The following is a 24,485-nucleotide window of genomic DNA, read 5'->3' as shown; positions in this document are numbered from 1 at the left end:
GGCCGCATGCCCTCCGCGACGCCCTCTGCCTGGATGCCGCTGCGGACGAGGGCGCTGGCCGCCCTGCTGCGCGCGACGAGCGGCCCGGTCGACACGATCAGCCCGGCCCGGCTGGCCCGCACCCGTCGACGGGTGCCCCTGCACCGGCCCCTGACGTGGGCGATCGGCACCCCGACGAAGGGGGTGACGACGACGGTCCGCGAGGTCCCGGTCCGCGACGGGGCCCGCGTGCGGGTCCGGGTGCACCGGCCGGACTACGTCGAGGGGGCGCTGCCGGTCGTCATGCACTTCCACGGCGGCGGCTTCGCGATGGGTCACCCCACCGCCTTCGACCCCGTGTGCACGCGCGTCGCCCAGGTCGCCGGCGCCGTCGTCGTCTCGGTGGGCTACCGCATGGCGCCCGAGCACCGCGCGCCGACCGCCGTGCACGACTGCGCCGACGTCACCCGGTGGGTGCTCGCGCACGCCGCCGAGCTGGGCGCGGACCCCGACCGGCTGGCCCTCACCGGCGACAGCGCGGGCGGCAACCTCGCCGCGGCGGTGGCCCAGGGGCTCGTCGCCGACGGCGTGAGCGCCCTGCGCCACCTCGCCCTCACCTACCCCGCGCCCGACCTCACCGAGCGCGAGGTCGACCTCGTCCTCGAGCAGGAGGACGTCGAGGTGCCGCCGCACGGCTTCCCCGTCATCACCCCCGACATGCTGCGCGCCTTCCGCAGCCTCTACCTCGGCGACCTCGACGGCAGCGACCCGATCGTCTCCCCCGCCCGCGGCGAGCTCGCCGGGCTGCCCCCGACCCTCGTGCAGACCGCCGAGCTCGACCCGCTCCGTCTCGACGGCGAGGCCTTCGCCCAGGCCCTGCGCGACGCGGGCGTGCCCGTGCGGCACACCCGGTACCGCGGCTCGCCCCACGGCTTCCTCTCCCTGCCCGGGCTCACGGCCGCCGGGCACCCCGCCCTCGAGGAGCTCGCCGCCGAGATGGCCCACCACCTGCGCCCGACGAAGGAGCCCGCATGACCGCGCGTCCCCACCTGGCCCGGCCCCGCCCGGCTCGTGCCCCGCGACCGGCGCTGCGCACCCGGGTGGTGACCGACCTCCTCGAGCGGCTGGGGCGCCGCCCGGTCGAGGACTCCGACCTCGACGACATCCGGGCCAAGCGCGAGACCGTCTACCCGACCCGCGCCCCCTTCACGTGGATCACCGGGCCCGTCGGCCGCGGGGTGCGGGTCGAGACGGTGAGCGCCCCCGTGCGCGACGGGGCGCGCATCCCCCTTCGTTGCTACCTGCCCGCGATGCCGGGCCCGCTGCCCCTCCTCGTCTTCTTCCACGGTGGCGGGTGGGTGCAGGGCTCGACCGCGATGTACGACCCGTTGTGCTCGCGCCTGGCCGAGCAGGTCGGGGCGGTCGTCGTCAGCGTCGACTACCGGATGGCCCCGGAGCACCTCTTCCCCACCGCCGCCCACGACGCCGTCGACGTCGTCTCCTGGCTCGTCGAGCACGGGGCGAGCCTGCCGGTGCTCGCCGACGCAGACCTCACGAGGGTCGGTCTCGCGGGCGACAGCGCGGGCGGCAACCTCGGCGCCGTCGTCGCCCAGCAGCTGCGCGACCTGCGCGGTCCCGACGGCGAGCCCGTCCTGCGCCACCAGGCCCTCATCTACCCGGCGACCGACCTCACGATGAGCTCGCCGTCCATCGACGAGCACGCCGACGGCCCGGTCCTCACCCGCGCGGGCATCACGGCCTTCCGCGCGCTCTACCTCGACGGCACCCTCGGCGTGCGCGAGGACCACCGGGCCGACCCGCGCCACCGCGACCCGCTCGCCTCTCCCCTGGCCGGCGACGCGACCGGGGTCGCCCCGGCGCTCGTGCAGGCGGGCGAGCTCGACCCCCTTCGCGACGACGCGACGCGGTACGCGGAGCACCTCGCCGAGGCCGGTGTGCCGGTGCGGTGCACGACCTACCGCCGGCTGCCGCACGGCTTCGCCTCGATGCCCGGCGCCTGCCCGGGGGCCGACGCCGCGCACGCCGAGCTCGTGGGCGAGATCGCGCACCACCTCCACGCGTCGGTAGGCTCGCAGCGCCCGCTCGCCGTCGGCGACGCCGAGGACCAGGAGCACGCGCAGTGAGAGAGATCGTCGTCTTCTCCGGCAGCGCCCACCGAGAGCTCGCCGAGCGGATCTGCGACCAGCTCGGCGTGCCGCTCTCGCCGAGCCGCACGACCCGATTCAGCAACGACTGCCTCCAGACCCAGCTGCTGGCGAACTGCCGCCAGCGCGACGTCTACGTCGTCCAGCCGCTCGTCGCGCCGACGCAGGACCACCTCATGGAGCTGCTCCTCATGCTCGACGCCGCCCGGGGCGCCTCGGCCGCGCGGGTGACCGCCGTCGTGCCGCACTACGCGTACGCGCGCTCGGACAAGAAGGACGCCTCGCGCATCTCGATCGGCGGGCGGCTCGTCGCCGACATGATCACCGCCGCCGGGGCCGACCGCGTCATCACGATGGCGCTGCACGCACCCCAGGTCCACGGCTTCTTCTCGGTGCCGGTCGACCACCTCACCGCGCTCGGGGTGCTCGCCGAGCACTTCCGCGGGCGTGACCTCGACGACGCCGTCGTCGTCTCGCCCGACCTCGGCAACGCCAAGGAGGCGACGCAGTTCGCCCGTCTCCTCGGCCTGCCGGTCGCCGCCGGCAGCAAGCAGCGCACGTCCGACGACACGGTCGTCGTCGAGTCGGTCGTCGGCGACGTGCGGGGCCGGCACGCGATCGTCCTCGACGACGAGATCGCCACCGGCGGCTCGATCGTCGAGCTGCTCGCCAAGCTCGAGGAGCTCGGCTGCACCGGTGCCTCCGTCGCGTGCACGCACGGGCTCTTCGCCGGCCGTGCGGTCGAGCGGCTGCGTGAGCACCCGATGGTCGACGAGGTCGTGACGACCGACACGGTGCCGGCGCCGGACGGCTGGCCGCAGCTCCAGGTGCGCTCGGTGAGCGGCCTCTTCGCCCAGGCGATCTCGCGCATCCACGCCGGGGAGTCGGTCTCGAGCCTCTTCGACGGCGTCGACCCGACGCACGCCCCGCCCCAGCCCTCCCTCTTCGACCGTGCCTGAGCGCGACACCGCGCGCTCCGCCGCGGCCGCGCTCGCGCTCGACGTCCTCGTCGTCGCGGTCTTCGTCGTCGTCGGTCGGCGCAGCCATGCCGAAGGGGTGACCCTCGCCGGGTGGCTCGAGACGGCCTGGCCCTTCCTCGCCGGTCTCGTCCTGGGCTGGGTGGGCGTCGTCGCCGGCCTCGGCCGGGCACCCGTCACCCTCGCCACCGGTCTGCCGGTGTGGGTCGCGACGGTCTTCGGCGGGATGGCGCTGCGCGACATGTCCGGTCAGGGCACCGCGCTCCCCTTCGTCGTCGTCGCGACGCTCTCGCTCGCCCTCGGGCTGCTCGGCTGGCGGGCCGCCGCGACCCTGCTCGGCCGACGGCGCGCGGCTGCTCCCTCGTCTCCGACGTCTCACCGCGGCGTCGCCGTCGGCGAGCCCACCCCCGACCCCCTCGGCCAGCGCGAGCTCGGCGAGCAGGACATCACCACACCGGGACGCGGGGTCGTCCCCCCGCAGGAGCGCGCCCGCTACGGCCGCCGTCCCGACGCCGAGGCGGACCGCCCGGACGCGGACGACTAGCCGGTCTCGGCGAGCCCGCCGCACCCGAGATGTCGGCATCCGCCCTGGTTGCAACCGCCCTGGTTGCAACCCGAGCACCTGCCAACTTCTCGGATGATCTGCCCGAGATGTCGGCATCCGCCTTGGTTGCAACCCGAGCATCTGCCAGCTGCTCGGCAGGGATCCGCTCAGCCGAGGTCGATGGACTTGCCGGCGCTCGTGCCCGAGGCGGTGCCGACGAGGGTGCGGATGTAGACGATCCGCTCCCCCTTCTTGCCCGAGACCCGAGCCCAGTCGTCCGGGTTCGTCGTGTTCGGCAGGTCCTCGTTCTCGCGCAGCTCGGCCAGGCAGCTGGCGAGGAGGTGCTCCTCGCGCAGGCCCTCGACGCCGGAGGTGAGGAACTCCTTGATCGCGAGCTTCTTCGCGCGGTCGACGACGTTCTGGATCATCGCGCCGGAGCTGAAGTCCTTGAAGTACAGGACCTCCTTGTCGCCGCCGGCGTAGGTGACCTCGAGGAACTGGTTCTCGGGGATCTGGGCGTACATCCGCTCGACGACGGCGTCGATCATCGCGACGACCGTGCGCTCGTGCGAGCCGTCGTGGTCGCCGAGGTCGTGCGGGTGCAGCGGCAGGTCGGCGGTGAGGTACTTCGCGAAGATCTCTCGCGCGGCCTGGGCGTCCGGGCGCTCGATCTTGATCTTCACGTCGAGGCGACCGGGTCGCAGGATCGCGGGGTCGATCATGTCCTCGCGGTTCGTCGCGCCGATGACGATGACGTTCTCGAGACCCTCGACGCCGTCGATCTCGGCGAGCAGCTGCGGGACGATCGTCGTCTCGACGTCGGAGGACACGCCCGAGCCCCGGGTGCGGAAGAGGCTGTCCATCTCGTCGAAGAAGACGACGACGGGGGTGCCGTCGCTGCTCTTCTCACGGGCCCGGTGGAAGATGAGGCGGATGTGCCGCTCGGTCTCGCCGACGTACTTGTTGAGGAGCTCCGGGCCCTTGATGTTGAGGAAGTAGGCGTTCGTCGCCGTCGCCGCGTCGCGCCCGTCGCGCTCGGCGACCTTGCGGGCCAGCGAGGAGGCGACGGCCTTGGCGATCATCGTCTTGCCGCACCCGGGCGGGCCGTAGAGCAGGACCCCCTTCGGGGGCTTGAGCTGGTGGCGCTCGTAGAGCTCGGCGTGCAGGTAGGGCAGCTCGACGGAGTCGCGGATCGTCTCGATCTGGCCGGACAGGCCACCGATGTCCTCGTAGGAGAGGTCGGGCACCTCCTCGAGCACGAGATCGGCGACCTCGGCCTTGGGGATGAGCTCGAGGGCGATGTTGCTGCGGGCCTCGAGGAGCACGGCGTCGCCGACGCGGACGCGCTCGCGGCGCAGGGCCGCGCCCTGGCGCACGACGCGCTCCTCGTCCTGGCGGGCGAGGACGAGCAGACGGCCGTCGTCGAGCAGCTCCTTGACGAGCACGACGTCGCCGGCGACGTCGGGGTCGTGGACCGACACGACGTTCATCGCCTCGTTGAGCAGCACCTCGCGCCCGACCTCGAGCGCGTCGGCCTCGATCGTCGGCGAGACGGCGACGTGCATCTTGCGCCCGTTGCTCAGGACGTCGACGGTGCCGTCGTCGTGGACCCCGACGAGCTGCGCGTAGGCCGACGGCGGCTGGGCCAGGCGGTCGATCTCGGCGCGCAGGGTGACGATCTGCTCCCGGGCGTCCTTGAGCGTGCGCACGAGGCGCTCGTTCTGCGAGGACAGCGTGCTCAGCTGCGAGGTCTTCGTGCTCAGCTCGCGCTGGGTGGTGCGCAGCTGCTCCGCGGGGCTCGGCCCCTGCGGGACCGCGCCGGTGGCTCCGGTGCTCATCGGGTCGTCCTCCTAGGTCGCGTCAGCCCCATCCTCGCTCACGACGTCAGCGCGGCGTCGGGGGCACCACACCCCGGACGAGCTTGCGCATCTTCTTCTCCGACGCGACCCGCTCGCCGAGCGCCTCGCTGCTCCAGTCCTGGCCCTCGGGTCCGAGGTGGCTCGTCGCGTCGAGCATGGCCCCCGTGGGAGCGCCGTCCTGGTCCTCCTCGGCCGGCACGTAGCCGCGGCCGGGGCGGCGCTTGCGCAGGGGCGGGGTGGTGCCCGGCGCGAGGCGCCGGGTGGTGATGAGGAAGCCGGTGTGACCGTGCATGCGGTGCTGGGGACGCACCGCGAGGCCCTCGAGGTGCCAGCCGCGCACGAGGGACTCCCACGCCTCGGGCTCGGTGAAGGTCCCGAAGTCGCGCATCGCCTCGGCGACCTTGCTCAGCTGGGTGGCGGTCGCGACGTAGCAGATGAGCACGCCGCCGGGCGCGAGCGCGTCGGCGACGACCTCGAGGCACTCCCACGGGGCGAGCATGTCGAGCACGACGCGGTCGACGGTGCCGGGCTCGACGGCGCCGGGCAGGGACTCGACGAGGTCGCCGACGGTGACGGTCCACGCGGGGTGGTCCTCGCCGAAGAAGGCCCGGGCGTTCGCGACCGCGATGTCGGCGAAGTCGGCGCGGCGCTCGAAGGACAGCACCCGCCCGCTCTCGCCGACCGCGCGCAGCAGCGACATCGACAGCGCGCCCGACCCGACACCGGCCTCGACGACGGTCGCACCGGGGAAGACGTCGGCCATGGTGACGATCTGACCGGCGTCCTTGGGGTAGACGACGGCCGCGCCGCGCGGCATCGACATGACGTAGTCCGACAGCAGCGGGCGCAGGGCGAGGTACTCGGTGCCGGCGGTGTTGGTGATCGTCGAGCCGTCGGGCGAGCCGATGAGGTCGTCGTGCTTCACGTGGCCGCGGTGGGTGTGGAACTGCTTGCCCGGGGTGAGGGTGATCGTGTGCATCCGCCCCTTCGGGTCCGTCAGCTGGACGCGGTCGCCCTCACGGAAGGGGCCGCGGCGGTACTGGGATCCGGTGGCAGTCATAGCCCGCGAGTCTACGGACCCGTGGGCGGTGCTCCGGACGGCGTCACGGGCGGGGCGGTCGTCCCTGGACCTCGTCGAGCGCCGCGCCGAGCTCGTGGACGGACACGACGCCGGCGAGCACCCCGCCCCGCGTCACCGCGAGATGGCTGGCCCGGGTGTCCTGGAAGGTCCGCACGAGAGCGATGAGGTCCTCCTCGGGGTCGCCCTCGAGCGGGACGACCCACTCGGAGGGCTGACGCGCCATGACGGCGGAGACGGGGGTGCGCTCGCGCAGCTCCTCGGGCACGCCGCCCATCGCGGCGGCCGAGAGCAGGGCGAGCGGGCGGCCGAGGGCGTCGACGACGACGGGCACGCCGTGGGCGGCCTGCGGGTCGACGTCGGCGAGGACGGCGCGCTCCGAGACCGCCCGGGCGGGGCGGATGACGCGGGCCGGGTCGAGGCGGGCGAGCACGCCGAGGGACTGACCGGCGGCGATGGCGGCCGTCGCGCCCTGCCAGAGGAAGGCACAGATGAGCACGGTCCACACGACGCGGAAGAGGTCGGGCCTGGCCCCGGAGAGCAGCGGCAGGCCGATCGCCCACACGACGACCACGACGACGACGGCCCGCCCGCACCATCCGGCGACGACCCGGCCGCGCGGACGGCTGCCGGTGAGCCGCCACACGGCGGCCTCGACGAGCTGCCCGCCGTCGAGCGGCAGACCGGGCAGGAGGTTGAAGGCGGCGAGGAGGACGTTGACGAAGGCGAACGCCCCGAGCAGGCCCGAGGGCACCCCTTCGGGCGCGAAGGGGTGGACCCCCCAGGCGAGCAGACCGAGGACGAGGTTGCTCAGCGGCCCGACGACGGCGATGGCGGCCGCGCTCCCGGGGGTGCCCCGGGAGGGGTCGTACGTCGTGTGCCCGCCCCAGATGTCGGCGACGACGGCGTGGACGCGGTGCCCGACGCCGCGGGCGACGACCGCGTGGGCGGCCTCGTGGACGAGGACGGCGACGAGCAGGCCGACGGCGTAGAGGGCGCCGACGCCGTAGGCGAGGGCCCCGAGGTCGGGGCGGTCCGCGGCGATGCCCGGACCGACGAGGGCGATGACGACGACGGCGAGGATCAGCCACGACGAGCCGACGTAGACCGGCACGCCGCCGACCGACGCGACTCGAAGGCCGGACGGTCGATCAGGGGATGCGGCCATGCGAGGCACCCTAGGCGATAATGAGCACCTCCCCCGATGGCCCTGCCGACAGGACTCCCCCAGACGTGACCTCCCCCGCCCACCGCCCTGATGCCTCCGACGCGCTCGCCGCTCTCATGAGCAAGCGCGTCCTGCTGCTGGACGGCTCGATGGGTGTCTTCATCCAACGCCGGGGCCTGAGCGAGGCGGACTTCCGCGGCGAGCGCTTCGCGGACTGGGAGCGCGAGCTCAAGGGCAACAACGACCTGCTCTCGATCACCGCGCCCGACGTCATCCGCTCGATCCACGACGACTACCTCGCCGCCGGCGCGGACATCATCGAGACCAACACCTTCAGCGCGCAGCGCATCTCCATGGCCGACTACGGCATGGAGGAGCTGTCCTACGAGATCAACTACGAGGCGGCCCGGCTGGCGCGCGCGGCGTGCGACGCCGTCGAGACCCCCGAGCGCCCGCGCTACGTCGCCGGCGCCCTCGGCCCGACGAACCGCACCGCGTCGATCTCGCCGGATGTCAACGACCCGGCGGCGCGCAACATCACCTTCGTCGAGCTCGTCGAGGCCTACCTCGAGCAGGCCCGCGGCCTCGTCGACGGCGGCAGCGACATCCTGCTCGTCGAGACGATCTTCGACACCCTCAACGCCAAGGCCGCGATCTTCGCCCTCGAGACCCTCTTCGACGAGCAGTGCCGCCGCTGGCCGGTCATCATCTCCGGCACGATCACCGACGCCTCGGGCCGCACCCTCACCGGGCAGACGACCGAGGCCTTCTGGAACAGCGTCCGGCACGCCCAGCCGCTGGCCGTCGGGCTCAACTGCGCGCTCGGCGCGGCGGAGATGCGTCCCTACGTCGCCGAGATCTCCCGGGTCGCCGACTGCTTCGTGTCGATCTACCCCAACGCCGGCCTGCCCAACGCCTTCGGCGAGTACGACGAGACGGCCGAGCAGATGGCCGAGGTCGTCGACGGCTTCGTGCGCGACGGCCTCGTCAACATCATCGGCGGCTGCTGCGGCACGACGCCCGAGCACATCGCCGAGCTCGGCCGACGGGTCGAGGGCGTGCCGCCGCGGGTGCCCCCGACCGTCGAGCCGGCGATGCGCCTGTCGGGGCTCGAGCCCTTCACCATCACCGCCGACTCCCTCTTCGTCAACGTCGGCGAGCGCACCAACGTCACCGGCTCGGCCCGCTTCCGCAAGCTCATCCAGGCCGAGGACTACCCGGCGGCGCTGTCCGTCGCCCGCCAGCAGGTCGAGTCCGGCGCCCAGGTGATCGACATCAACATGGACGAGGGGATGCTCGACGGCGTCGCCGCGATGTCGACCTTCGTCAACCTCGTCGGCTCCGAGCCCGACATCTGCCGCGTCCCGCTGATGATCGACTCCTCGAAGTGGGAGGTCATCGAGGCCGGGCTGCAGCGCGCCCAGGGCAAGTGCATCGTCAACTCGATCTCCATGAAGGAGGGCGTGGAGCCCTTCGTCGAGCACGCTCGCCTGTGCCGCAAGTACGGCGCGGCGATCGTCGTCATGGGCTTCGACGAGGACGGCCAGGCCGACACCTACGAGCGCCGTCTCGAGATCGCGCAGCGCGCGTACACGATCCTCACGCAGGAGGTCGGCTTCCCGGCCGAGGACGTCGTCTTCGACCCCAACATCTTCGCCGTGGCGACGGGCATCGAGGAGCACGCGGCCTACGGGACCGACTTCATCGAGGCGACGCGCTGGATCAAGGAGAACCTCCCCCACGCCCTCGTGTCCGGTGGCGTCTCCAACGTCTCCTTCAGCTTCCGCGGCAACAACCCCGTGCGCGAGGCGATCCACGCCGTCTTCCTCTACCACGCGATCGCCGCGGGCATGGACATGGGCATCGTCAACGCCGGCGCGCTCGTGCCCTACGACACCCTCGACGCCGAGCTGCGCGAGCGGATCGAGGACGTCGTGCTCAACCGTCGCGAGGACGCGACCGAGCGGCTGCTCGAGATCGCCGAGGCCCACCGCGGCAGCGGCGAGGTCGAGGCCAAGCAGCTCGACGAGTGGCGCTCCCTGCCGGTCTCCGAGCGGATCACTCACGCGCTCGTCAAGGGCATCGACGACTACGCCGAGAGCGACACCGAGGAGCTGCGGCGCGAGATCTCCGAGCGCGGCGGCAAGCCGATCGAGGTCATCGAGGGCCCGCTCATGGACGGGATGAACGTCGTCGGCGACCTCTTCGGCAGCGGCAAGATGTTCTTGCCCCAGGTCGTGAAGTCGGCCCGCGTCATGAAGAAGGCCGTCGCCTACCTCATCCCCTACATCGAGGCCGAGAAGGACCCGGACGCCCCCGAGCGCAGCAAGGGCAAGGTCGTCATGGCGACGGTGCGGGGCGACGTGCACGACATCGGCAAGAACATCGTCGGGGTCGTCCTCCAGTGCAACAACTACGACGTCGTCGACCTCGGCGTCATGGTCCAGACGCAGAAGATCCTCGACGCCGCCCGCGAGGAGAAGGCCGACATCATCGGCCTGTCCGGGCTCATCACGCCGAGCCTGGACGAGATGGTCGGCGTCGCCGAGGAGATGCAGCGTCAGGGGCTGAGCATCCCGCTCATGCTCGGTGGCGCGACGACCTCGCGCGCCCACACGGCGGTCAAGGTCGACCAGCGCTACGACGGCCCCGTCATCTGGGTCAAGGACGCCTCGCGCTCGGTGCCGGTCGTCGCCGCCCTGCTGTCCGACGAGGGGCGCGAGCGCCTCATGGGCGAGGTCAAGGCCGACTTCGACTCGATCCGGGCGCGGCACGCGGCGAAGCAGAACGACCGCCCGCTGCTGTCCCTCGAGCAGGCCCGCGAGCGGGCGACGCCGATGCAGTGGGACGAGGGCTCGGTCCCGCCGGCGCCCAAGGTGCCCGGGCGCACCGTGCTGCGCGACGTGCCGCTCGCCGACATCGTGCCGTACGTCGACTGGCAGCCCTTCTTCAACGCCTGGGAGATGAAGGGCTCCTTCCCCGACATCCTCAACGCCCCGTCGACCGGCCCGGCGGCCCGCAAGCTCTTCGAGGACGCGCAGGACATGCTGCGCCGCGTCATCGACGAGCGCTGGCTCACCGCGAACGCCGTCGTCGGGCTCTTCCCGGCCAACGCCGTCGGCGACTCCGTCGAGGTCTACACGGACGAGTCGCGCACCGAGGTGGCCCACCGCCTGCACATGCTGCGCCAGCAGGGCCGGCACCGCGAGGGCGTCCCCAACCGCAGCCTGGCCGACTTCGTCGCGCCCAAGGAGAGCGGTCTGCCCGACCACGTCGGCGCCTTCGCCGTGACCGGCGGCCTGGGCTCGGCGGAGCACGTGGCCCGCCTCAAGGCCGAGCTCGACGACTACTCGGCGATCCTCCTCGAGTCGCTCGCCGACCGCCTCGCCGAGGGCCTGGCCGAGATGCTCCACGAGCGGGTGCGTCGCGAGCTGTGGGGCTACTCTCCCGACGAGCAGCTCGACAACCGCCAGCTCATCAAGGAGCAGTACGACGGCATCCGTCCGGCTCCTGGGTACCCCGCGTGCCCCGAGCACACCGAGAAGGCAACGCTGTGGGAGATGCTCGACGTCGACGAGATCGGCATGGAGCTCACCGACCGCATGGCGATGTGGCCCGGGGCCTCCGTCTCCGGCTGGTACCTCGGGCACCCCGACAGCCAGTACTTCGTCGTCGGCCGGATCGGCCGCGACCAGGTCGAGGACTACGCGCAGCGCAAGGGCTGGACGCTCAAGGAGGCCGAGACCTGGCTCTCGCCGAACCTCGGCTACCACCCCGAGGACTGATCGACGATCACGACCGATCTGCCCTCGCTCTCGCCGTCGCGGGCGGCGGACTTCAAGGCGTGCCCGCTGAGGTACCGCTTCCGGGCCGTCGACCGGCTCGACGAGGCGCCGTCGGCCGCGGCGGCCCGGGGCACGCTCGTGCACGCGGTGCTCGAGGCGCTCTTCGACCTGCCCGCGCCCGAGCGGACCCCGGACGCCGCCGTGGCTCTCGTGCCCGGTCGCTGGGCGGCGATGCTCGCCGAGCGTCCTGAGCTCGCGACGCTCGTGGGCACCGACGACGGGCCCGACGAGCAGGCCTGGTACGCCCAGGCGGAGGCGCTCGTCCACCGGTGGTTCACCCTCGAGGACCCGACCCGGCTGGAGCCGCACGAGCGCGAGAGCCGGGTCGAGGTGGAGGTCGACGGGCTGCGGCTGCGCGGCATCATCGACCGGCTCGACGTCGCACCGACCGGCGAGGTGCGGGTCGTCGACTACAAGACCGGGCGGTCCCCCTCGGAGCGCTTCGAGGGCCGGGCGCTCTTCCAGATGCGCTTCTACGCGCTCATCATCTGGCGCAGCACGGGCCGAGTGCCCGACCTGCTCCAGCTCGTCTACCTGCGCGACGCCCAGGTCATCCGCTACTCCCCCGACGAGGCGGACCTGCTCGCGCTCGAGCGCAACGTGCGGGCGGTCTCGGCCGCGATCCAGCGCGCCCACGAGAGCGGTGACTGGCGACCGAGCCCGTCGCGGCTGTGCTCGTGGTGCGACTTCCGAGCGCTGTGCCCCGCCTTCGGCGGCACGCCGCCCCCGCTGCCACCTCGTGACGGCGTCACCGCCGGGTCGGGCGACCTCGTCCTCGACGCCGTGGACCTCTAGGTCCGGCTCAGCGGCAGGTCGCGGTGACGAGCAGGTACTCCCACGGCAGCACCGTCGTGCCGTCGCCGACGTCGAAGCGCTCGACGAGACCGATCAGCTCTGCGTCGAGCGCCGCAGCCCGCTCGGAGCCCTCCCCCAGCGCCCGGTAGACCGCGATGGTCGGCCCGTAGCTGCTCTTGAAGAGGTCGAGGAAGTCCTGCGGGCCGGCGAAGCGGTCGACGACGAGGTCCTGCTGGACCGCAGTGGTGATCTCCGCCCGGTCGCCGAGCAGGTCACGGACGTGGTCGAGGTGCCCCCACAGCGGCGGCGGCTGGGAGCCGGCCGGCGGCGGGGGCGCGTAGGGCCGCATCTTGGCGAACATCTGCCCGATGAAGCCCTCGGGCGTCCAGCTGAGGAGCCCGATGGTCCCCCCGGGCCGCACGACCCGTGCCAGCTGGTCGGCGACCGCCTGGTGGTGCGGGGCGAACATCACGCCGACGCACGACAGGGCGACGTCGAACTCGCCGGTGTCGCACGGCAGGTGCTCCGCGTCCGCGACGACCCACCGGATGTCGAGCCCCTCGGCCTCGGCGGCCGCCCGGCCCGCCTCGAGCAGCTCCGGCGTGAGATCGGTCGCGACGACCTCGGCGCCGGTGCGGGCGGCCGGGATGGCCACGGTGCCGGGACCCGCGGCGACGTCGTGGACGCGCTGCCCGGCGTGCACCCCGGCGGCCTCGACGAGGACCGGCCCCAGCGGGGCGACGACCTCTCGGGCGACGGCGGGGTAGTCGCCGAGCGCCCACATGGCGCGGTGCCGCGCCTTGAGTGCGGTGTCCGCGTCCTCGGCGGGCGGGTCGACGGGTGCGGGCCCGTCGGGTGCGATGGTACTCATGGCGCTCTCCTTCGTGCGTGCCGACCTGACGGGTCGACGCTAGGAGCGCACCGGCGCGCGCCGCATCGGTGCGTGCACGTAGCCCACCGCGGACGCGGACGACCTCGACCGCCGGTCGTGGCGGGGTGCGCGCAGCGGCGAAGGGGGCTCAGCGGCCGGTGAGCAGGCGGGCGACGGCCGCCGTGCGGGCCGACTTCCCGTGCAGGTCGAGCTTGGCGTAGACGTTGCTCAGGTGACGCTCGACGGTGCGGGTGCTCAGCACGAGGGAGCGGGCGATCTCGTCGTTGTCGCGGCCCTGCGCGGCGAGAGCGAGGATCTCTCGCTCGCGGGGCGAGAGGTCCTCGAGCCCCTCCGAGCGGCCCCCACCGGGTGCCGTGCCCCCGCGGACCGGCACGGGCTCGGCGAGAAAGCGGCTCAGCTCGGCCCGGTAGACCGGCCAGGCGTCGTCGTCCTCGAGGACGATGTGGTTCTCGCTCTCGAGCGCCACGAGGCGGGCGTCGGCGACGTGGGCGGCGAGGTAGCGGGCCTCGGAGAAGTCGTTCATCCGGTCACCCCGCGAGTGGATGACGAGGGTCGGCACGTCGAGCTGCGCGAGCAGGTGCGACGCGTCGGCGACGAGCCGCTGGCGGCGCGACTCCCGGGCGGTCTCGGCGCTCGTCGAGGTGCGCTGCAGCTCGTCGAGCCAGACCCGCTGCTCCTCGCTCGCGCCGGGGATCATCAACGAGGTGAAGACCCGGCGGAAGGTCGAGTCGGGCCGCGCCCACCCCACCGCGATGAGGGCGTCGAGGGTGTCGTCCATCGCCGCCTCGGTCGGGTCCTTCGACTGCTGCCCCGAGTAGCTGCCGTAGAAGACGAGCCGCGAGACCCGCTGCGGGTGGCGGGCGGTGTAGCAGATGGCGACCGGCCCGCCCTGCGCCATGGCGAGCAGGTCGAAGCGCTCGAGCCCGGCGTCGTCGACGACCGCCTCGAGGTCGGCGACCCGCACCTCGAGGCCGTGGTCGGTGACGTCGCGGTCGGAGAGCCCGTGCCCGCGCTCGTCGAAGCGCACGACCGTGTGCTCACGGCCCCATTCGAGCAGGTGGTGACGCCACACCGGCGAGGACCAGTCGTGCTGGAGGTGGCTGAGCCAGCAGGAGTCCACGACGAGCGGCGGGCCTGACCCGTGCACGGCGTAGGCGATCTGGGTCCCGTCGACGGAGCGGCAGAAGCGGATCTGCTGACGGGGCGCGGGCGCGTTCGCAGCCACACCCCATCGTAGGACCGGGCGCCCCGCGGGCGCACCGGTCTAGGCGGAGGCGAAGGGGGACCGAGCCCGCGTCACGAGGTCGGCCAGCGACACCCCTTCGAGCGTCTCGAGCTGCACCGAGCCCTCGACCGGCGGGACGGGCACGACGTGCGGGACCGCGATCGTCGGCACGCCGGCGGCGGTCGCCGAGCGCACCCCGGTCGGGCTGTCCTCGACGGCGACGGCATCGGCCGGGTCGACGCCGAGCAGCGCCGCGGCCCGCTCGTAGGGCTCGGGGTGCGGCTTGCCGTGGGTCACCTCGTCACCGGTGACGACGGCGGCGAAGCACCCGGGCTCGAGGGTGTCGAGGACTGCGGTGACGAGGGGGCGCCATGACATCGTCACGAGCGCGTTGGGCACCCCGGCGGCGACGGCCTCAGCGAGCAGCTCCTGCGCGCCCGGCCGCCACGGGACGTGGTCGTGCACCTGGGCGATGACCGAGCTCATGAGCTCGTCGACGACCTCGTGCGGGGTGAGCGTCACCGGGGAGCGCTCGATGATGAAGTCCGCGCTCACGAGGAGCGGGTTGCCGACGAGCTCGTGGGCCAGCTCGTCGCTCCACCGCCCGCCGAAGCGCTCGACGAGCTCGTGCTCGGCGCGGATCCAGTAGGGCTCGGTGTCGACGAGGGTGCCGTCCATGTCCCACAGGACCGCGGCGGGGATGATGCTCACGCCTCGACACTGTAACGAGCGCCGTCCGACGACGAGCACGGCGACATAGGCTGGCGGGTGACCGGTAGGACGAGCGAGCAGGAGCCGACGTGATCGAGCTGCAGGACATCCCCGAGCTGCACGACCCGGTGATGATCCTCGCCTTCGAGGGGTGGAACGACGCCGGTGAGGCGGCGACCTCGACCCTCCTCCACCTCGCCGAGGCGTGGGACGCCGACCCGGTGGCCGCCCTCGACCCGGAGGACTACTACGACTTCCAGGTCACCCGCCCGGTCGTCATGGGCCGACCGGGGCAGCGCCGCGTCGACTGGCGCACGACCCGGGTCCTGCTCGCCTCCCCCGACGAGCTCGACCGCGACGTCGTCCTCGTCCTGGGCATCGAGCCGTCCTTCCGCTGGCGGACCTTCTGCGAGGAGATCGTCGACCTCGCCTCCGACCTCGGCGTGCGCACGGTCGTCTCCATCGGCGCGCTGCTCGCCGACGTGCCGCACACCCGGCCCATCCCGGTGAGCGCGACGAGCGACGACGAGCGCACGATCCACCGCTACGACCTCGAGGCGAGCACCTACGAGGGCCCCACCGGCATCATCGGCGTCGTCGCCGACGCCGCCCGGCGCGAGGACATGGCCTCGATCTCGTTGTGGGCGGGCATCCCCCACTACGCCGGGCACGTGCCCTCGCCGAAGGCGACGTACGCGGTGCTGCGAGCCCTCGAGCGCCTCCTCGACGTCTCCCTGCCCCACGGCACGCTCGAGGAGGAGGCCCGGGCCTGGGAGCGCGGTGTCGACGAGGCGGCCGAGGCCGACGAGGACATCCGCGAGTACGTCGAGCAGCTCGAGCAGGCGCAGGACACCGCCCAGCTGCCCGAGGCGAGCGGCGACGCGATCGCCAAGGAGTTCGAGCGCTACCTGCGGCGTCGGCGCGACGACCCGCCGGCTGCGGGCTGAGCGGCGCCCGGCCCGCGATGATCCTCCCGGAGGTGCGCGACCCACGTCTGGTGACGGTGCGGCGCGGCGGCACCCTCACCGACGCGGACCACCGGTTGCTCGCGCTGTGGGCGGCGCTGTGCGCCGAGCACGTGCTCGGGCTCGTCGAGGAGGAGGTGCCCGGCGACCCGCGGCCCCGGGCGGCCGTCGAGGCGGTCCGGTCCTGGGCCGGTGGCGAGCTGCCCATGATGCGTGCCCGGGCCGTCGGCGGTCACGCCATGGGCGCCGCACGACCGCTCACCGGTCCGGCCCGGCTCGCGGCCTACGCAGCCGGGCAGGCTGCCTGCGTGCCGCACGTAGCGGAGCACGACCTCGGTGCCGCGGCCTACGCGATCCGCGCCGTGCATCACGCTCACCCGGAGGACCCGTCGGCGGGGGTCGGCGAGCGCGACTGGCAGCGCGAGCAGCTGCCCGCCGCCGTCCGTGACCTCGTCCTCGAGGACCAGGCGCGGCGCGACGCGATCTGCTGGGGCGCCTTCGGCGACGCCGGCCCCCGCCGCTGACCTGTGTGCTCCCCCCTTCGCCCGCTCCTCCTCGCCCCACCCACTGACGAAACCCTGCTGGCTGCCTCTTGATGTGGCAGGACCGTCTCGACAGGGTCCTGGCACGTCGAAGGGCTGCTGGCAGGGTCTTGTCGGAGGAGGTCTACAGCTCGACGCCGAGCAGGGCGTCGACGACGTCGACGACGAGCGCGGGGGCGTCCTCGTCGGCGCCCTCGCCGGCCTCCGCCTGCTCGCACCAGCGGTCGACCGCGTCGAGCGCGGCCGCCGTGTCGAGGTCGTCGGCCAGAGCGGTGCGCACCTCGTCGGCGAGCGTGCCGACACCCGGGCCGCTCGGCAGCGAGGTCGCGCGGCGCCAGCGGTCGAGGCGGCGCTGGGCGTGGCGCAGGGAGTCCTCGGTCCACGACCACTCGGTGCGGTAGTGGTGGGCGAGCAGCACGAGCCGGATCGCCGCCGGGTCGACGCCCTCACGGCGCAGGTCGGAGACCCGCACGAGGTTGCCCTTGGACTTGCTCATCTTCTCGCCGTCGAGACCCACCATCGCCTGGTGGGTCGTGTGGGTGGCGAAGGGGGACCGCCGCGTCGCGGCGACCGCCTGGAGCGCGGTCATCGGGTGGTGCGGGAACTCGAGGTCGGACCCGCCGCCCTGCACGCCGACGGTCTCGCCGAGGTGGTCGAGGGCGATCGCCGTGCACTCGATGTGCCAGCCGGGGCGCCCCCGGCCGAGGAGGGTGCTCTCCCACGCGGGCTCGCCGTCACGCTCGCCGCGCCACAACATCGGGTCGAGACGGTGGCGCTTGCCGGCACGGTCGGGGTCTCCCCCGCGCTCGGCGGAGTACTCGAGCATCGTCGCCTCGGGCAGCGGGCTCACCTGCTCGACACCGCCGACCGCGGTGACGTCGAGATAGGTGTCCTGGGCGCCGGTGGCGTCCTCGGTGAGGGTGTAGGTCACCCCGGCGTCGACGAGCCGCTCGACGACGGCGACGATGCGCGGCATCGCCTCGACGACGCCGACGTAGGCCTTCGGCGGGATGACGCGCAGCGCGGCCATGTCCTGCGAGAAGAGCTCGATCTGGCTCGTCGCGAGGTCGCGCCAGTCCACGCCGTCGCGCTCGGCGCGCTCGAGGAGCGGGTCGTCGACGTCGGTGACGTTCTGCACGTAGTCGACGCCGAGCCCGCTGTCGAGGGCGGCGCGGTGGAGCACGTCGAAGGTGACGTAGGTGGCGGCGTGCCCCATGTGGGTCGTGTCGTAGGGGGTGACGCCGCAGACGTAGAGGCTGAGCCGGCCCTGCTCGGGACGCACCTCGGCCACGGCGTCCGTGAGGGTGTCGTGCAGCCGCGGGGTGGGACCGCTGCCTGGGAGAGTGGGGACGGCGGGCGCGGACCAGGACTTCACGCGCCCATCCTAAGGTGGCTCAGACGGGCGGCCACGGCACGCTCGGCCAGCCGTGCCCGGGCCGGGGATGACGACCCGCCCGCAGCAGCCGCTCGCACCGCGCGACGAGCGCGTCGACCTCGGTCACGGTGAGCAGCTCGTCGAGCTCACCGGCCTCCGGCGAGCCTTCGATCGCCTCGACGAGGCGCTCCACACGGGCCCGGTCCGCGTCCGTGAGGGGGTCCCCCGCCCACCCCCACAGGACGGTGCGCAGCTTGGGCTCGACGGACAGGCTCACGCCGTTGTCGATGCCGTAGACGCCGTCGCCCTCGAGGAGCACGTGGCTGCCCTTGCGGTCGCTGTTGTTGATGACGGCGTCGAGCACCGACAGCGACCTCAGCACCGGGTCGTCGGGGTGGCTGAGCACGACGCCCGTGCCGCGCTCGTCCTCGCCCGAGAGCACCCGCAGGTAGCCCGGTGGGATCTGGCCCGGACGGGTGACGGCGACGGGGCTGTCGGCGGGCTCGTCGAGGGTGCCGACCCATCGCTGCACGGAGCCCTCGCCGAGGGGCCCGGCCCGCAGGACGGTCGTCGGGACGCAGTCGAATCCGCCGAGCCGGGCGACGAGGTAGGCCGCCCGCTCGCGATGGGCGAGGTGCCCGTCGGGGTAGTCCCACAGGGGCCGCTCGCCCTGCACCGGCTTGTAGATCGCGGTGAGCGTGCCGCCCTCGTGCTCGACCTCGCAGACGATCGCGAGGTTGCTCGCCTCGGGGTGGGCACCGAGCATCGTCAGCTCGCCCTCGGCGAGGTGGGTCTCGATCTCGCAGGGCTGCGGGGCCAGCCGCTCGGTCAGCGCCGGTAGCCGTTCGCGCGGGGGCAGATGTGCCCCTCGGGGTCGAGCGGGCCACCGCAGAAGGGGCAGGACGGGCGCCCGGCGGACACGACGGTCTCGCACCGGCGGGCGAAGGCGCGGGCCTTCGCGGGCGAGAGGACCACGCGCAGGGTGCTCGGGCCGCCGACGAGCGGCTCGCCCTGCGGGTCGCCCTCCTCGGCGAGCTCGTCGGGGTCGTGGTCGTGGCACTCGATGACGACGACCCGGCGCTCCTCGTCCCAGGCGAGGGAGAGCGCGAGGACGCGGAAGTCCTCGGTGATCGGGGTGTCGAGGGGCGCGTTGTCGGCCGACCCGACGGCCGCGGCCACTCCCCCTTCGAGCCCGCCCACCTCGTCGAGGAGGGTCTCGATCCGCTCCGCGAGGACGCCGACGTGGACCTTCTCGACGGCGATCTGGTGACGGCGATGACCGTCGCTGGCCTGGAGGTAGAACGTCCGGTCCCCGGGAGGGCCGACGGTGCCGACGACGAATCGCTCCGGCGGGTCGTACTCGAAGACGCTCATGACCCGACCCTAGCCCGCTCCCCCGCCGACGACGGCGTCTCCCGGCGGGGTCGTCTCGGGGGTGGTCGTCGAGGGCTGCGGCACCGGTCGCAGCGGCCCGCTGTCGTTGACCCGCAGGACGAAGGGGCGCTCGGGCGTGTAGCGCAGGACGCTCACCGACGCGGGGTCGACGACGAAGCGCTGGAAGTCGTCGAGCGGTGTCGCCGAGGCGTCGGCGACGACCGACTTGATGATGTCGCCGTGGCTCACGGCGAGCCACATCGCATGCGCCCCGTGCTCCGCCTCGACCTGCGCGTCGACCCGGCGGATGGCGGCGACGGCGCGCTGGGCCATCGTCGCGATCGACTCGTGGGCGTGCTCGTCCGAGGGCGGGAAGACGGCCTGGCTCGGCGTGCTCTGCACGGTGCGCCACAACGGCTCCTTCGCGAGCTCGACGAGCGGGCGCCCCGTCCACCCCCCGTAGTGCGCCTCGCCGATATCGGGCTCGACGTCGAGGTCGAGGCCGAGGCGGGCCCGCAGGGGCTCGACGGTCTCGAGGCAGCGGTCGAGGGGGCTGGTGACGACGCGCACGAGCGGCAGCTCGCCGAGCCGGTCGACCACCTCCTGCGCCTGGGCCCGGCCGGTGTCGTCGAGGGAGACGCCCGCGGACCAGCCGGCGAGGAGGCCGGCGGCGTTGGCGCTGGATCGGGCATGTCGGAGCAGCAGGCAGTAGGCCACGACGTCAGGCTACGTGCGCGATGATGACGCGGTGATCGTCGACCAGGCCCGATATCGCGACGGGGTCCGCCTCCCGTGCGAGGACATCAGCACCGAGATCGCCCGGCTGCGGGCCGAGGCGCCAGGTCGTCCGGAGGGCTCGGCGGACTTCGTGTGGATCGGGCTGAAGGACCCGAGCCCGCAGACCTTCCAGCGGGTCGTCGGCGACGAGCTCGAGCTGCACCACCTCGCGATCGAGGACGCCGTCGCCGGGGACCAGCGCGCGAAGGTCGAGCGCTACGGCGACACGTGGTTCGCCGTCCTCAAGCCGCTGCGCTACCTCGACGAGACCTCCGACGTCGAGACCGGCGAGCTCATGGTCTTCGTCGGGCCCGACTTCGTGCTCACGGTGCGGCGGGGCGAGGCGAGCCCGCTCGCCGACCTGCGTCACCGTCTCGAGGAGGACCCGGCCCCGCTGCGGCACGGACCGTGGGGCGTCTTCCACGCCGTGCTCGACACCGTCGTCGACGAGTACCTCGCCATCGAGGACGAGCTGCAGGTCGATCTCGAGGGCATCGAGACCGCGGTCTTCGAGCCGAGCTCGGGGCTGACCTCGGAGGAGATCTACACCCTCAAGCGCGAGGTCCTCGAGTTCAAGCGGGCCGCCCTGCCGCTCGCGCGGCCGATGGGCTTCCTCACCTCGCCGTCGTCGCCGGTGGCGCACGGCGAGCTGCGCCTGCTCTTCCGCGACGTGTCCGACCACCTCACCCAGGCGCTGGAGAGCCTCGAGTCGATGGACCGGCTCCTCACCGACGTGCTGAGCGCCCACCTCGCGCAGGTCGGGGTGGAGCAGAACAGGGTGTCGATGAAGCAGAACGAGGACATGCGCCGCATCTCGGCGTGGGTCGCGATCGCCGCCCTTCCGACGATGATCGCCGGCGTCTACGGCATGAACTTCGAGCGGATGCCCGAGCTCACGGCGAGCGTGCGGGTGAGCGGGCACGAGGTCTACTACGGCTACTACGTCGTGCTCGCCGTCATGGTGGCGGCCTGCCTCGTGCTCTACCGGCTCTTCAAGCGCTCCGGCTGGCTGTAGGTCGCCGGGTCAGCGACGGCCGGGGGTCTGCTCGTCGCCGGCCTTGTCCTCGTCGTCGTACTCCTCGTCGTCGAGACCGGAGTAGCCCTCGTCGTCCTCGTCGTCGTCGTACTCCTCGTCGCCGCTGTCGTCGAGGTCGGCGTCGTCGACGACGATGAGCGGGGTCATCTCGCCGTAGGCCTCGTTGAGGGCGTCGTCGTAGGCCTCGAAGGCGTCGGCGAGGTCCTCGTACGCGGCGACCACGCGCGGGTCGTCCTCGCCGTTACGACCCGAGGACGCCTCGAGGTGCCGCTCGAAGGTGGCGATGAGCTTGGTCAGCGCGGCGCGCGGGTCGGCGGTCATGGCACGACCGTACCGTCAGGGGTGAGAATGGCGCACGATGGTCGAGTACGAGTTCCAGGTCCTCAGCTTCCCCCGCGAGACCACCCGTGGGCAGATCCGCGCTGCGCTCGCCGAGCACGCCGAGTACGGCCGCTGGGAGCTGCACCGCACGGTGCGCTACGTCGGCGGTCAGCAGCGCTCGTGGCTGCGGCGCAAGATCATCCGTGTGCCGCGCCGCGACGACCCGCTGGGGCTCAGCAGGTCTCGATGAGCCGCAGGAGGACCTTCGCCCCGAACTCGAGGGACTCGGTGGGCACGCGCTCGTCGATGCCGTGGAACATCGGGGCGAAGTCGAGGTCGGCGGGCAGCCGCAGCGGCGCGAAGCCGTAGCCGGTGATGCCCATCGTCGACAGCGCCTTGTTGTCCGTGCCGCCAGACAGGCAGTAGGGCAGGATCGCCGCCTCGGGGTCCTCGGCGAGCAGGGCGGCCTTCATCGCGTCGACGAGCGGTCCCTCGAAGGGGGAGTCCAGGGCGATGTCGCGGTGCTCGACCTCGACGACGACCCGGTCGCCGGCGAGCTCGGCGATCGTCGCCATGAGCGACTCCTCGTGCCCGGGCAGGAAGCGGCAGTCGACGGCGGCGACGGCCTCCTGGGGGATGACGTTGTGCTTGTACCCGGCGGTGAGCATCGTGGGGTTGGCCGTGTCCTGGAGCGACCCGCGCACGAAGCCCGCGGCCCCGCCGAGGTGCTCGACGAGCTCCTCGAGGTCCTCGTCGCTGTACCCGGTGCCGGTGATCTCCGACAGCCCGTCGAGCAGGCCGCGCACGGAGGCGATGTACTCGCGCGGCCACTTGTGCTCGGCGATGCGCGAGAGGGCCTGGGCGAGGTGGAGCACGGCGTTGTCGTCGTTGGGCACCGAGCCGTGCCCGGCCCGTCCCGAGGCGCGCAGCCGGAGCCAGACGATGCCCTTCTCGGCGGTCTGCAGCAGGTAGGCCCGGCGGTCGCCGCCCTCGGGCGTCGGCACGGTGACGCTGTAGCCGCCGACCTCGCTGATCGCCTCGGTGACGCCCTCGAAGAGCTCGGGGTGGTGCTGCACCAGCCACTGGCTGCCGTGCACCCCACCGGCCTCCTCGTCGGCGAAGAAGACGACGACGAGGTCGCGCGGCGGCACGGTGCCGGTCCGGGCGAGGTGGCGCACGCACGCGAGGATCATCGCGTCCATGTCCTTCATGTCGACGGCGCCGCGGCCCCAGACGCAGCCGTCCTTGATGACCCCTTCGAAGGGGTCGACCGACCAGTCCTGGGCGTTGGCCGGCACGACGTCGAGATGCCCGTGGATGCACAGCGCGCCACGCTCGCGGTCGGCGCCGGGGATGCGCAGGACGACGCTCGCCCGGCCGGGCTGCGACTCGAAGCGCTGGGGCTCGTAGCCCACCTCGCGCAGCTGCTCCACGACGTAGTCGGCGGCCTCGCGCTCCCCCGGGCCCTCCCCGTCGGGCCCGTAGTTCGTCGTGTCGATCCGGATGAGGTCCTGGCAGAGCCGGACCACCTCGTCCTGCGGCGCGCTGATCTCCATGGACCCACCCTAGGGGCCGGGCGGGACGGGCCCGCCGGAAGCTCGTGACCGACGGGTAGCGAGGCGCTAGCGTCGCGAGCAGGCGACGCAGCCGTCCGCACGAGCGGCCCCGGCGGCGCGCGGACCGGCTGACGAGAAGGAGATCTCATGACCATCCACGGGCACACCGACCCACGCCTGACGGGCCTGCGCGACGCCCTCGCAGCCATGGTCGACTCGGGCGAGGAGCTCGGCGCCGCGATCAGCGTCGACCTCGACGGCGAGACCCTCGTCGACATCTGGGGCGGTCACGCCGACGTCGCCCGCACCCGCCCGTGGGAGCGCGACACGATCGTCAACGTCTGGTCGACGACGAAGGAGGTCACGGCGCTCGCCGTCCTCCTGCTCGTCGAGCGCGGTCTCGTCGACCTCGACGCGCCGGTCGCGACGTACTGGCCCGAGTTCGCCGCGAACGGCAAGGAGGGCGTGCTCGTGCGCCACGTCATGTCGCACACGTCGGGCGTCTCGGGCTGGGACCAGCCCTTCGTCCTCACGGACATGTACGACCGCGAGACGGCGACGGCACGGCTGGCGGCCCAGGCCCCGTGGTGGGAACCCGGGACGGCCTCGGGCTACCACGCCCAGAACCAGGGGCACCTCCTCGGCGAGATCATCCGCAGGACCAGCGGGCGCACGCTGACGCAGCTCGTCGCCGAGGAGATCGCCGGACCGCTCGGCGTCGACCTGCAGATCGGCGCCACGGAGCGCGACGACGACCGGGTCGCCGAGATCGTGCCGCCTCCCCCGCTGCCGATGGGCCTCAGCCAGGTCCCCGCCGACTCCCCCATGGTGCGCACCTTCACCGGACCGGTCGCCAGCGCGGCCGCGGCGAACACCATCCCCTGGCGCCGGGCCGAGCTCGGGGCGCTCAACGCCCACACGAACGCCCGGGCGCTCGCCCGCACCTTCTCCGTGATCTCGCGCGGGGGTGCGGTCGACGACGTGCGGCTGCTCTCGCCGGGGACGATCGAGCAGATCTTCCGCGAGCAGTCCCGCGGCGTCGACCTCGTCCTCGGCGTCCCGCTGCGCTTCGGCATCGGCTTCGCGCTGCCCGAGCCGCAGACCGTGCCCTACATCCCCGACGGCCGGGTCTGCTTCTGGGGCGGCTGGGGCGGGTCGATGACGGTGATGTTCCCCGAGCGCTCCCTCACCGTCTCGTACGTCATGAACAAGATGGCGCCGGGGATCATCGGCTCGGACCGGGCGGCGCGCTACCTCACCGAGGTCCTCGACGCCGTCGGCTGACCGGCGCGGGGACGACG

The 24,485-nt window shown here is 73.1% G+C and carries 23 protein-coding genes; 11 read left to right on the top strand and 12 right to left on the bottom strand.

Annotated elements, in window-relative coordinates:
- Nucleotides 1–6 precede the first annotated feature (6 nt).
- From EEW87_RS03810 to EEW87_RS03795, 4 genes are read left to right on the top strand one after another with little or no spacing between them, the layout of a single operon-like run.
- The gene (locus EEW87_RS03810; RefSeq protein ID WP_083968853.1) at nt 7–1,014 is read left to right on the top strand and encodes an alpha/beta hydrolase; all 1,008 of its coding nucleotides are present in this window, start codon (nt 7–9) and stop codon (nt 1,012–1,014) included.
- The gene (locus EEW87_RS03805) at nt 1,011–2,123 is read left to right on the top strand and encodes an alpha/beta hydrolase (RefSeq protein WP_123091763.1); all 1,113 of its coding nucleotides are present in this window, start codon (nt 1,011–1,013) and stop codon (nt 2,121–2,123) included. The genes EEW87_RS03810 and EEW87_RS03805 overlap by 4 nt, the downstream gene beginning before the upstream one ends.
- Nucleotides 2,120–3,103 carry a ribose-phosphate diphosphokinase gene (locus EEW87_RS03800; protein WP_123091762.1) on the top strand — a complete coding sequence of 328 codons (984 nt, stop codon included), beginning with the start codon at nt 2,120–2,122 and terminating at the stop codon, nt 3,101–3,103. The genes EEW87_RS03805 and EEW87_RS03800 overlap by 4 nt, the downstream gene beginning before the upstream one ends.
- Nucleotides 3,096–3,665 (top strand): DUF3054 domain-containing protein, encoded by a 570-nt coding sequence (locus EEW87_RS03795; protein WP_123091761.1) that lies wholly within the window; start codon nt 3,096–3,098, stop codon nt 3,663–3,665. The genes EEW87_RS03800 and EEW87_RS03795 overlap by 8 nt, the downstream gene beginning before the upstream one ends.
- A 167-nt stretch (nt 3,666–3,832) precedes the next feature.
- On the opposite strand, the gene arc is transcribed toward EEW87_RS03795, so the two are convergent.
- Genes arc through EEW87_RS03780 form a run of 3 tightly spaced genes read right to left on the bottom strand, consistent with a single transcriptional unit; the run spans nt 3,833 to nt 7,770 of the window.
- Nucleotides 3,833–5,503, bottom strand: a complete 1,671-nt coding sequence (gene arc / locus EEW87_RS03790) for a proteasome ATPase (protein WP_123091760.1) — start codon at nt 5,501–5,503, stop codon at nt 3,833–3,835.
- Nucleotides 5,504–5,549: 46 nt separating this feature from the next.
- A complete protein-coding gene (locus tag EEW87_RS03785) occupies nt 5,550–6,584 on the bottom strand; it encodes a tRNA (adenine-N1)-methyltransferase (protein WP_123091759.1) in 1,035 nt (344 codons plus the stop codon).
- A 43-nt stretch (nt 6,585–6,627) separates the two neighbouring features.
- Nucleotides 6,628–7,770 (bottom strand): site-2 protease family protein, encoded by a 1,143-nt coding sequence (locus EEW87_RS03780; protein WP_148041565.1) that lies wholly within the window; start codon nt 7,768–7,770, stop codon nt 6,628–6,630.
- Nucleotides 7,771–7,790: 20 nt separating this feature from the next.
- Between EEW87_RS03780 and metH the strand changes: the two genes are divergently transcribed.
- Together metH and EEW87_RS03770 are read left to right on the top strand one after the other, a co-directional pair.
- Entirely contained in the window at nt 7,791–11,555 is a 3,765-nt protein-coding gene (gene metH, locus EEW87_RS03775; RefSeq protein ID WP_123091757.1) for a methionine synthase, read from the top strand.
- Nucleotides 11,556–11,573: 18 nt separating this feature from the next.
- On the top strand, nt 11,574–12,410 hold the full coding sequence (locus tag EEW87_RS03770) for a RecB family exonuclease (protein ID WP_123091756.1): 837 nt from the start codon (nt 11,574–11,576) through the stop codon (nt 12,408–12,410).
- Between the two features lie 7 nt (nt 12,411–12,417).
- On the opposite strand, the gene EEW87_RS03765 is transcribed toward EEW87_RS03770, so the two are convergent.
- From EEW87_RS03765 to EEW87_RS03755, 3 genes are all read right to left on the bottom strand, one after another.
- Nucleotides 12,418–13,281, bottom strand: a complete 864-nt coding sequence (locus tag EEW87_RS03765; RefSeq protein WP_123091755.1) for a class I SAM-dependent methyltransferase — start codon at nt 13,279–13,281, stop codon at nt 12,418–12,420.
- A gap of 148 nt (nt 13,282–13,429) precedes the next feature.
- A complete protein-coding gene (locus EEW87_RS03760; protein WP_123091754.1) occupies nt 13,430–14,527 on the bottom strand; it encodes an alpha/beta fold hydrolase in 1,098 nt (365 codons plus the stop codon).
- Between the two features lie 39 nt (nt 14,528–14,566).
- Nucleotides 14,567–15,238, bottom strand: a complete 672-nt coding sequence (locus EEW87_RS03755; protein ID WP_263596801.1) for an HAD family hydrolase — start codon at nt 15,236–15,238, stop codon at nt 14,567–14,569.
- Nucleotides 15,239–15,327: 89 nt separating this feature from the next.
- On the opposite strand from EEW87_RS03755, the gene EEW87_RS03750 reads away from it, so the two are divergent.
- Nucleotides 15,328–16,185, top strand: a complete 858-nt coding sequence (locus EEW87_RS03750; RefSeq protein ID WP_123091753.1) for a PAC2 family protein — start codon at nt 15,328–15,330, stop codon at nt 16,183–16,185.
- A gap of 17 nt (nt 16,186–16,202) precedes the next feature.
- Nucleotides 16,203–16,727 (top strand): putative immunity protein, encoded by a 525-nt coding sequence (locus tag EEW87_RS03745; protein ID WP_123091752.1) that lies wholly within the window; start codon nt 16,203–16,205, stop codon nt 16,725–16,727.
- A 142-nt stretch (nt 16,728–16,869) separates the two neighbouring features.
- Here EEW87_RS03745 and mshC read toward each other — a convergent pair whose 3' ends face one another.
- From mshC to EEW87_RS03725, 4 genes are read right to left on the bottom strand one after another with little or no spacing between them, the layout of a single operon-like run.
- On the bottom strand, nt 16,870–18,120 hold the full coding sequence (gene mshC / locus EEW87_RS03740; protein WP_123091751.1) for a cysteine--1-D-myo-inosityl 2-amino-2-deoxy-alpha-D-glucopyranoside ligase: 1,251 nt from the start codon (nt 18,118–18,120) through the stop codon (nt 16,870–16,872).
- Between the two features lie 19 nt (nt 18,121–18,139).
- Nucleotides 18,140–18,919, bottom strand: coding sequence for an SCO1664 family protein (locus tag EEW87_RS03735; RefSeq protein WP_275898491.1), 780 nt, complete (start codon nt 18,917–18,919; stop codon nt 18,140–18,142).
- 29 nt (nt 18,920–18,948) lie between these two features.
- Nucleotides 18,949–19,494 (bottom strand): DUF3090 family protein, encoded by a 546-nt coding sequence (locus EEW87_RS03730; RefSeq protein WP_123091750.1) that lies wholly within the window; start codon nt 19,492–19,494, stop codon nt 18,949–18,951.
- A gap of 9 nt (nt 19,495–19,503) precedes the next feature.
- Nucleotides 19,504–20,211, bottom strand: a complete 708-nt coding sequence (locus EEW87_RS03725; protein ID WP_123091749.1) for an MSMEG_4193 family putative phosphomutase — start codon at nt 20,209–20,211, stop codon at nt 19,504–19,506.
- A 31-nt stretch (nt 20,212–20,242) separates the two neighbouring features.
- Here EEW87_RS03725 and EEW87_RS03720 point away from each other — a divergent pair, with 31 nt between their 5' ends.
- Complete coding sequence (locus EEW87_RS03720; protein ID WP_068275869.1) at nt 20,243–21,286, top strand: magnesium and cobalt transport protein CorA; 1,044 nt, start codon at nt 20,243–20,245, stop codon at nt 21,284–21,286.
- A gap of 9 nt (nt 21,287–21,295) precedes the next feature.
- Here the strand turns inward: EEW87_RS03720 and EEW87_RS03715 are convergent, their stop codons facing one another.
- Nucleotides 21,296–21,628, bottom strand: coding sequence for a primosomal protein (locus EEW87_RS03715; RefSeq protein WP_068275871.1), 333 nt, complete (start codon nt 21,626–21,628; stop codon nt 21,296–21,298).
- A 37-nt stretch (nt 21,629–21,665) separates the two neighbouring features.
- Here EEW87_RS03715 and EEW87_RS03710 point away from each other — a divergent pair, with 37 nt between their 5' ends.
- Nucleotides 21,666–21,878, top strand: coding sequence for a DUF5703 family protein (locus tag EEW87_RS03710; protein ID WP_123091748.1), 213 nt, complete (start codon nt 21,666–21,668; stop codon nt 21,876–21,878).
- Here EEW87_RS03710 and EEW87_RS03705 read toward each other — a convergent pair.
- Nucleotides 21,862–23,184, bottom strand: a complete 1,323-nt coding sequence (locus EEW87_RS03705) for a M20/M25/M40 family metallo-hydrolase (RefSeq protein WP_123091747.1) — start codon at nt 23,182–23,184, stop codon at nt 21,862–21,864. The genes EEW87_RS03710 and EEW87_RS03705 overlap by 17 nt on opposite strands.
- Before the next feature lie 147 nt (nt 23,185–23,331).
- On the opposite strand from EEW87_RS03705, the gene EEW87_RS03700 reads away from it, so the two are divergent.
- Entirely contained in the window at nt 23,332–24,468 is a 1,137-nt protein-coding gene (locus EEW87_RS03700) for a serine hydrolase domain-containing protein (RefSeq protein WP_123091746.1), read from the top strand.
- The last annotated feature ends 17 nt before the right edge of the window (nt 24,469–24,485 follow it).

The sequence above is a fragment of the Janibacter melonis genome (genome assembly GCF_003721155.3).
GTDB classification, from domain to species: domain Bacteria; phylum Actinomycetota; class Actinomycetes; order Actinomycetales; family Dermatophilaceae; genus Marihabitans; species Marihabitans melonis.
The sequence above is the reverse complement of the archived record's forward strand: the minus strand, read 5'-3'. Positions and strand labels throughout refer to the sequence as shown.

Coding starts and splice junctions, on each gene's coding strand:
- EEW87_RS03810 (WP_083968853.1), top strand. CDS start 7: ATGCCCTCCGCGACGCCCTCTGCCTGGATGCCGCTGCGGACGAGGGCG.
- EEW87_RS03805 (WP_123091763.1), top strand. CDS start 1,011: ATGACCGCGCGTCCCCACCTGGCCCGGCCCCGCCCGGCTCGTGCCCCG.
- arc (WP_123091760.1), bottom strand. CDS start 5,503: ATGAGCACCGGAGCCACCGGCGCGGTCCCGCAGGGGCCGAGCCCCGCG.
- EEW87_RS03785 (WP_123091759.1), bottom strand. CDS start 6,584: ATGACTGCCACCGGATCCCAGTACCGCCGCGGCCCCTTCCGTGAGGGC.
- EEW87_RS03780 (WP_148041565.1), bottom strand. CDS start 7,770: ATGGCCGCATCCCCTGATCGACCGTCCGGCCTTCGAGTCGCGTCGGTC.
- metH (WP_123091757.1), top strand. CDS start 7,791: ATGAGCACCTCCCCCGATGGCCCTGCCGACAGGACTCCCCCAGACGTG.
- EEW87_RS03765 (WP_123091755.1), bottom strand. CDS start 13,281: ATGAGTACCATCGCACCCGACGGGCCCGCACCCGTCGACCCGCCCGCC.
- EEW87_RS03745 (WP_123091752.1), top strand. CDS start 16,203: ATGATCCTCCCGGAGGTGCGCGACCCACGTCTGGTGACGGTGCGGCGC.
- EEW87_RS03730 (WP_123091750.1), bottom strand. CDS start 19,494: ATGAGCGTCTTCGAGTACGACCCGCCGGAGCGATTCGTCGTCGGCACC.
- EEW87_RS03715 (WP_068275871.1), bottom strand. CDS start 21,628: ATGACCGCCGACCCGCGCGCCGCGCTGACCAAGCTCATCGCCACCTTC.
- EEW87_RS03710 (WP_123091748.1), top strand. CDS start 21,666: ATGGTCGAGTACGAGTTCCAGGTCCTCAGCTTCCCCCGCGAGACCACC.
- EEW87_RS03705 (WP_123091747.1), bottom strand. CDS start 23,184: ATGGAGATCAGCGCGCCGCAGGACGAGGTGGTCCGGCTCTGCCAGGAC.
- EEW87_RS03700 (WP_123091746.1), top strand. CDS start 23,332: ATGACCATCCACGGGCACACCGACCCACGCCTGACGGGCCTGCGCGAC.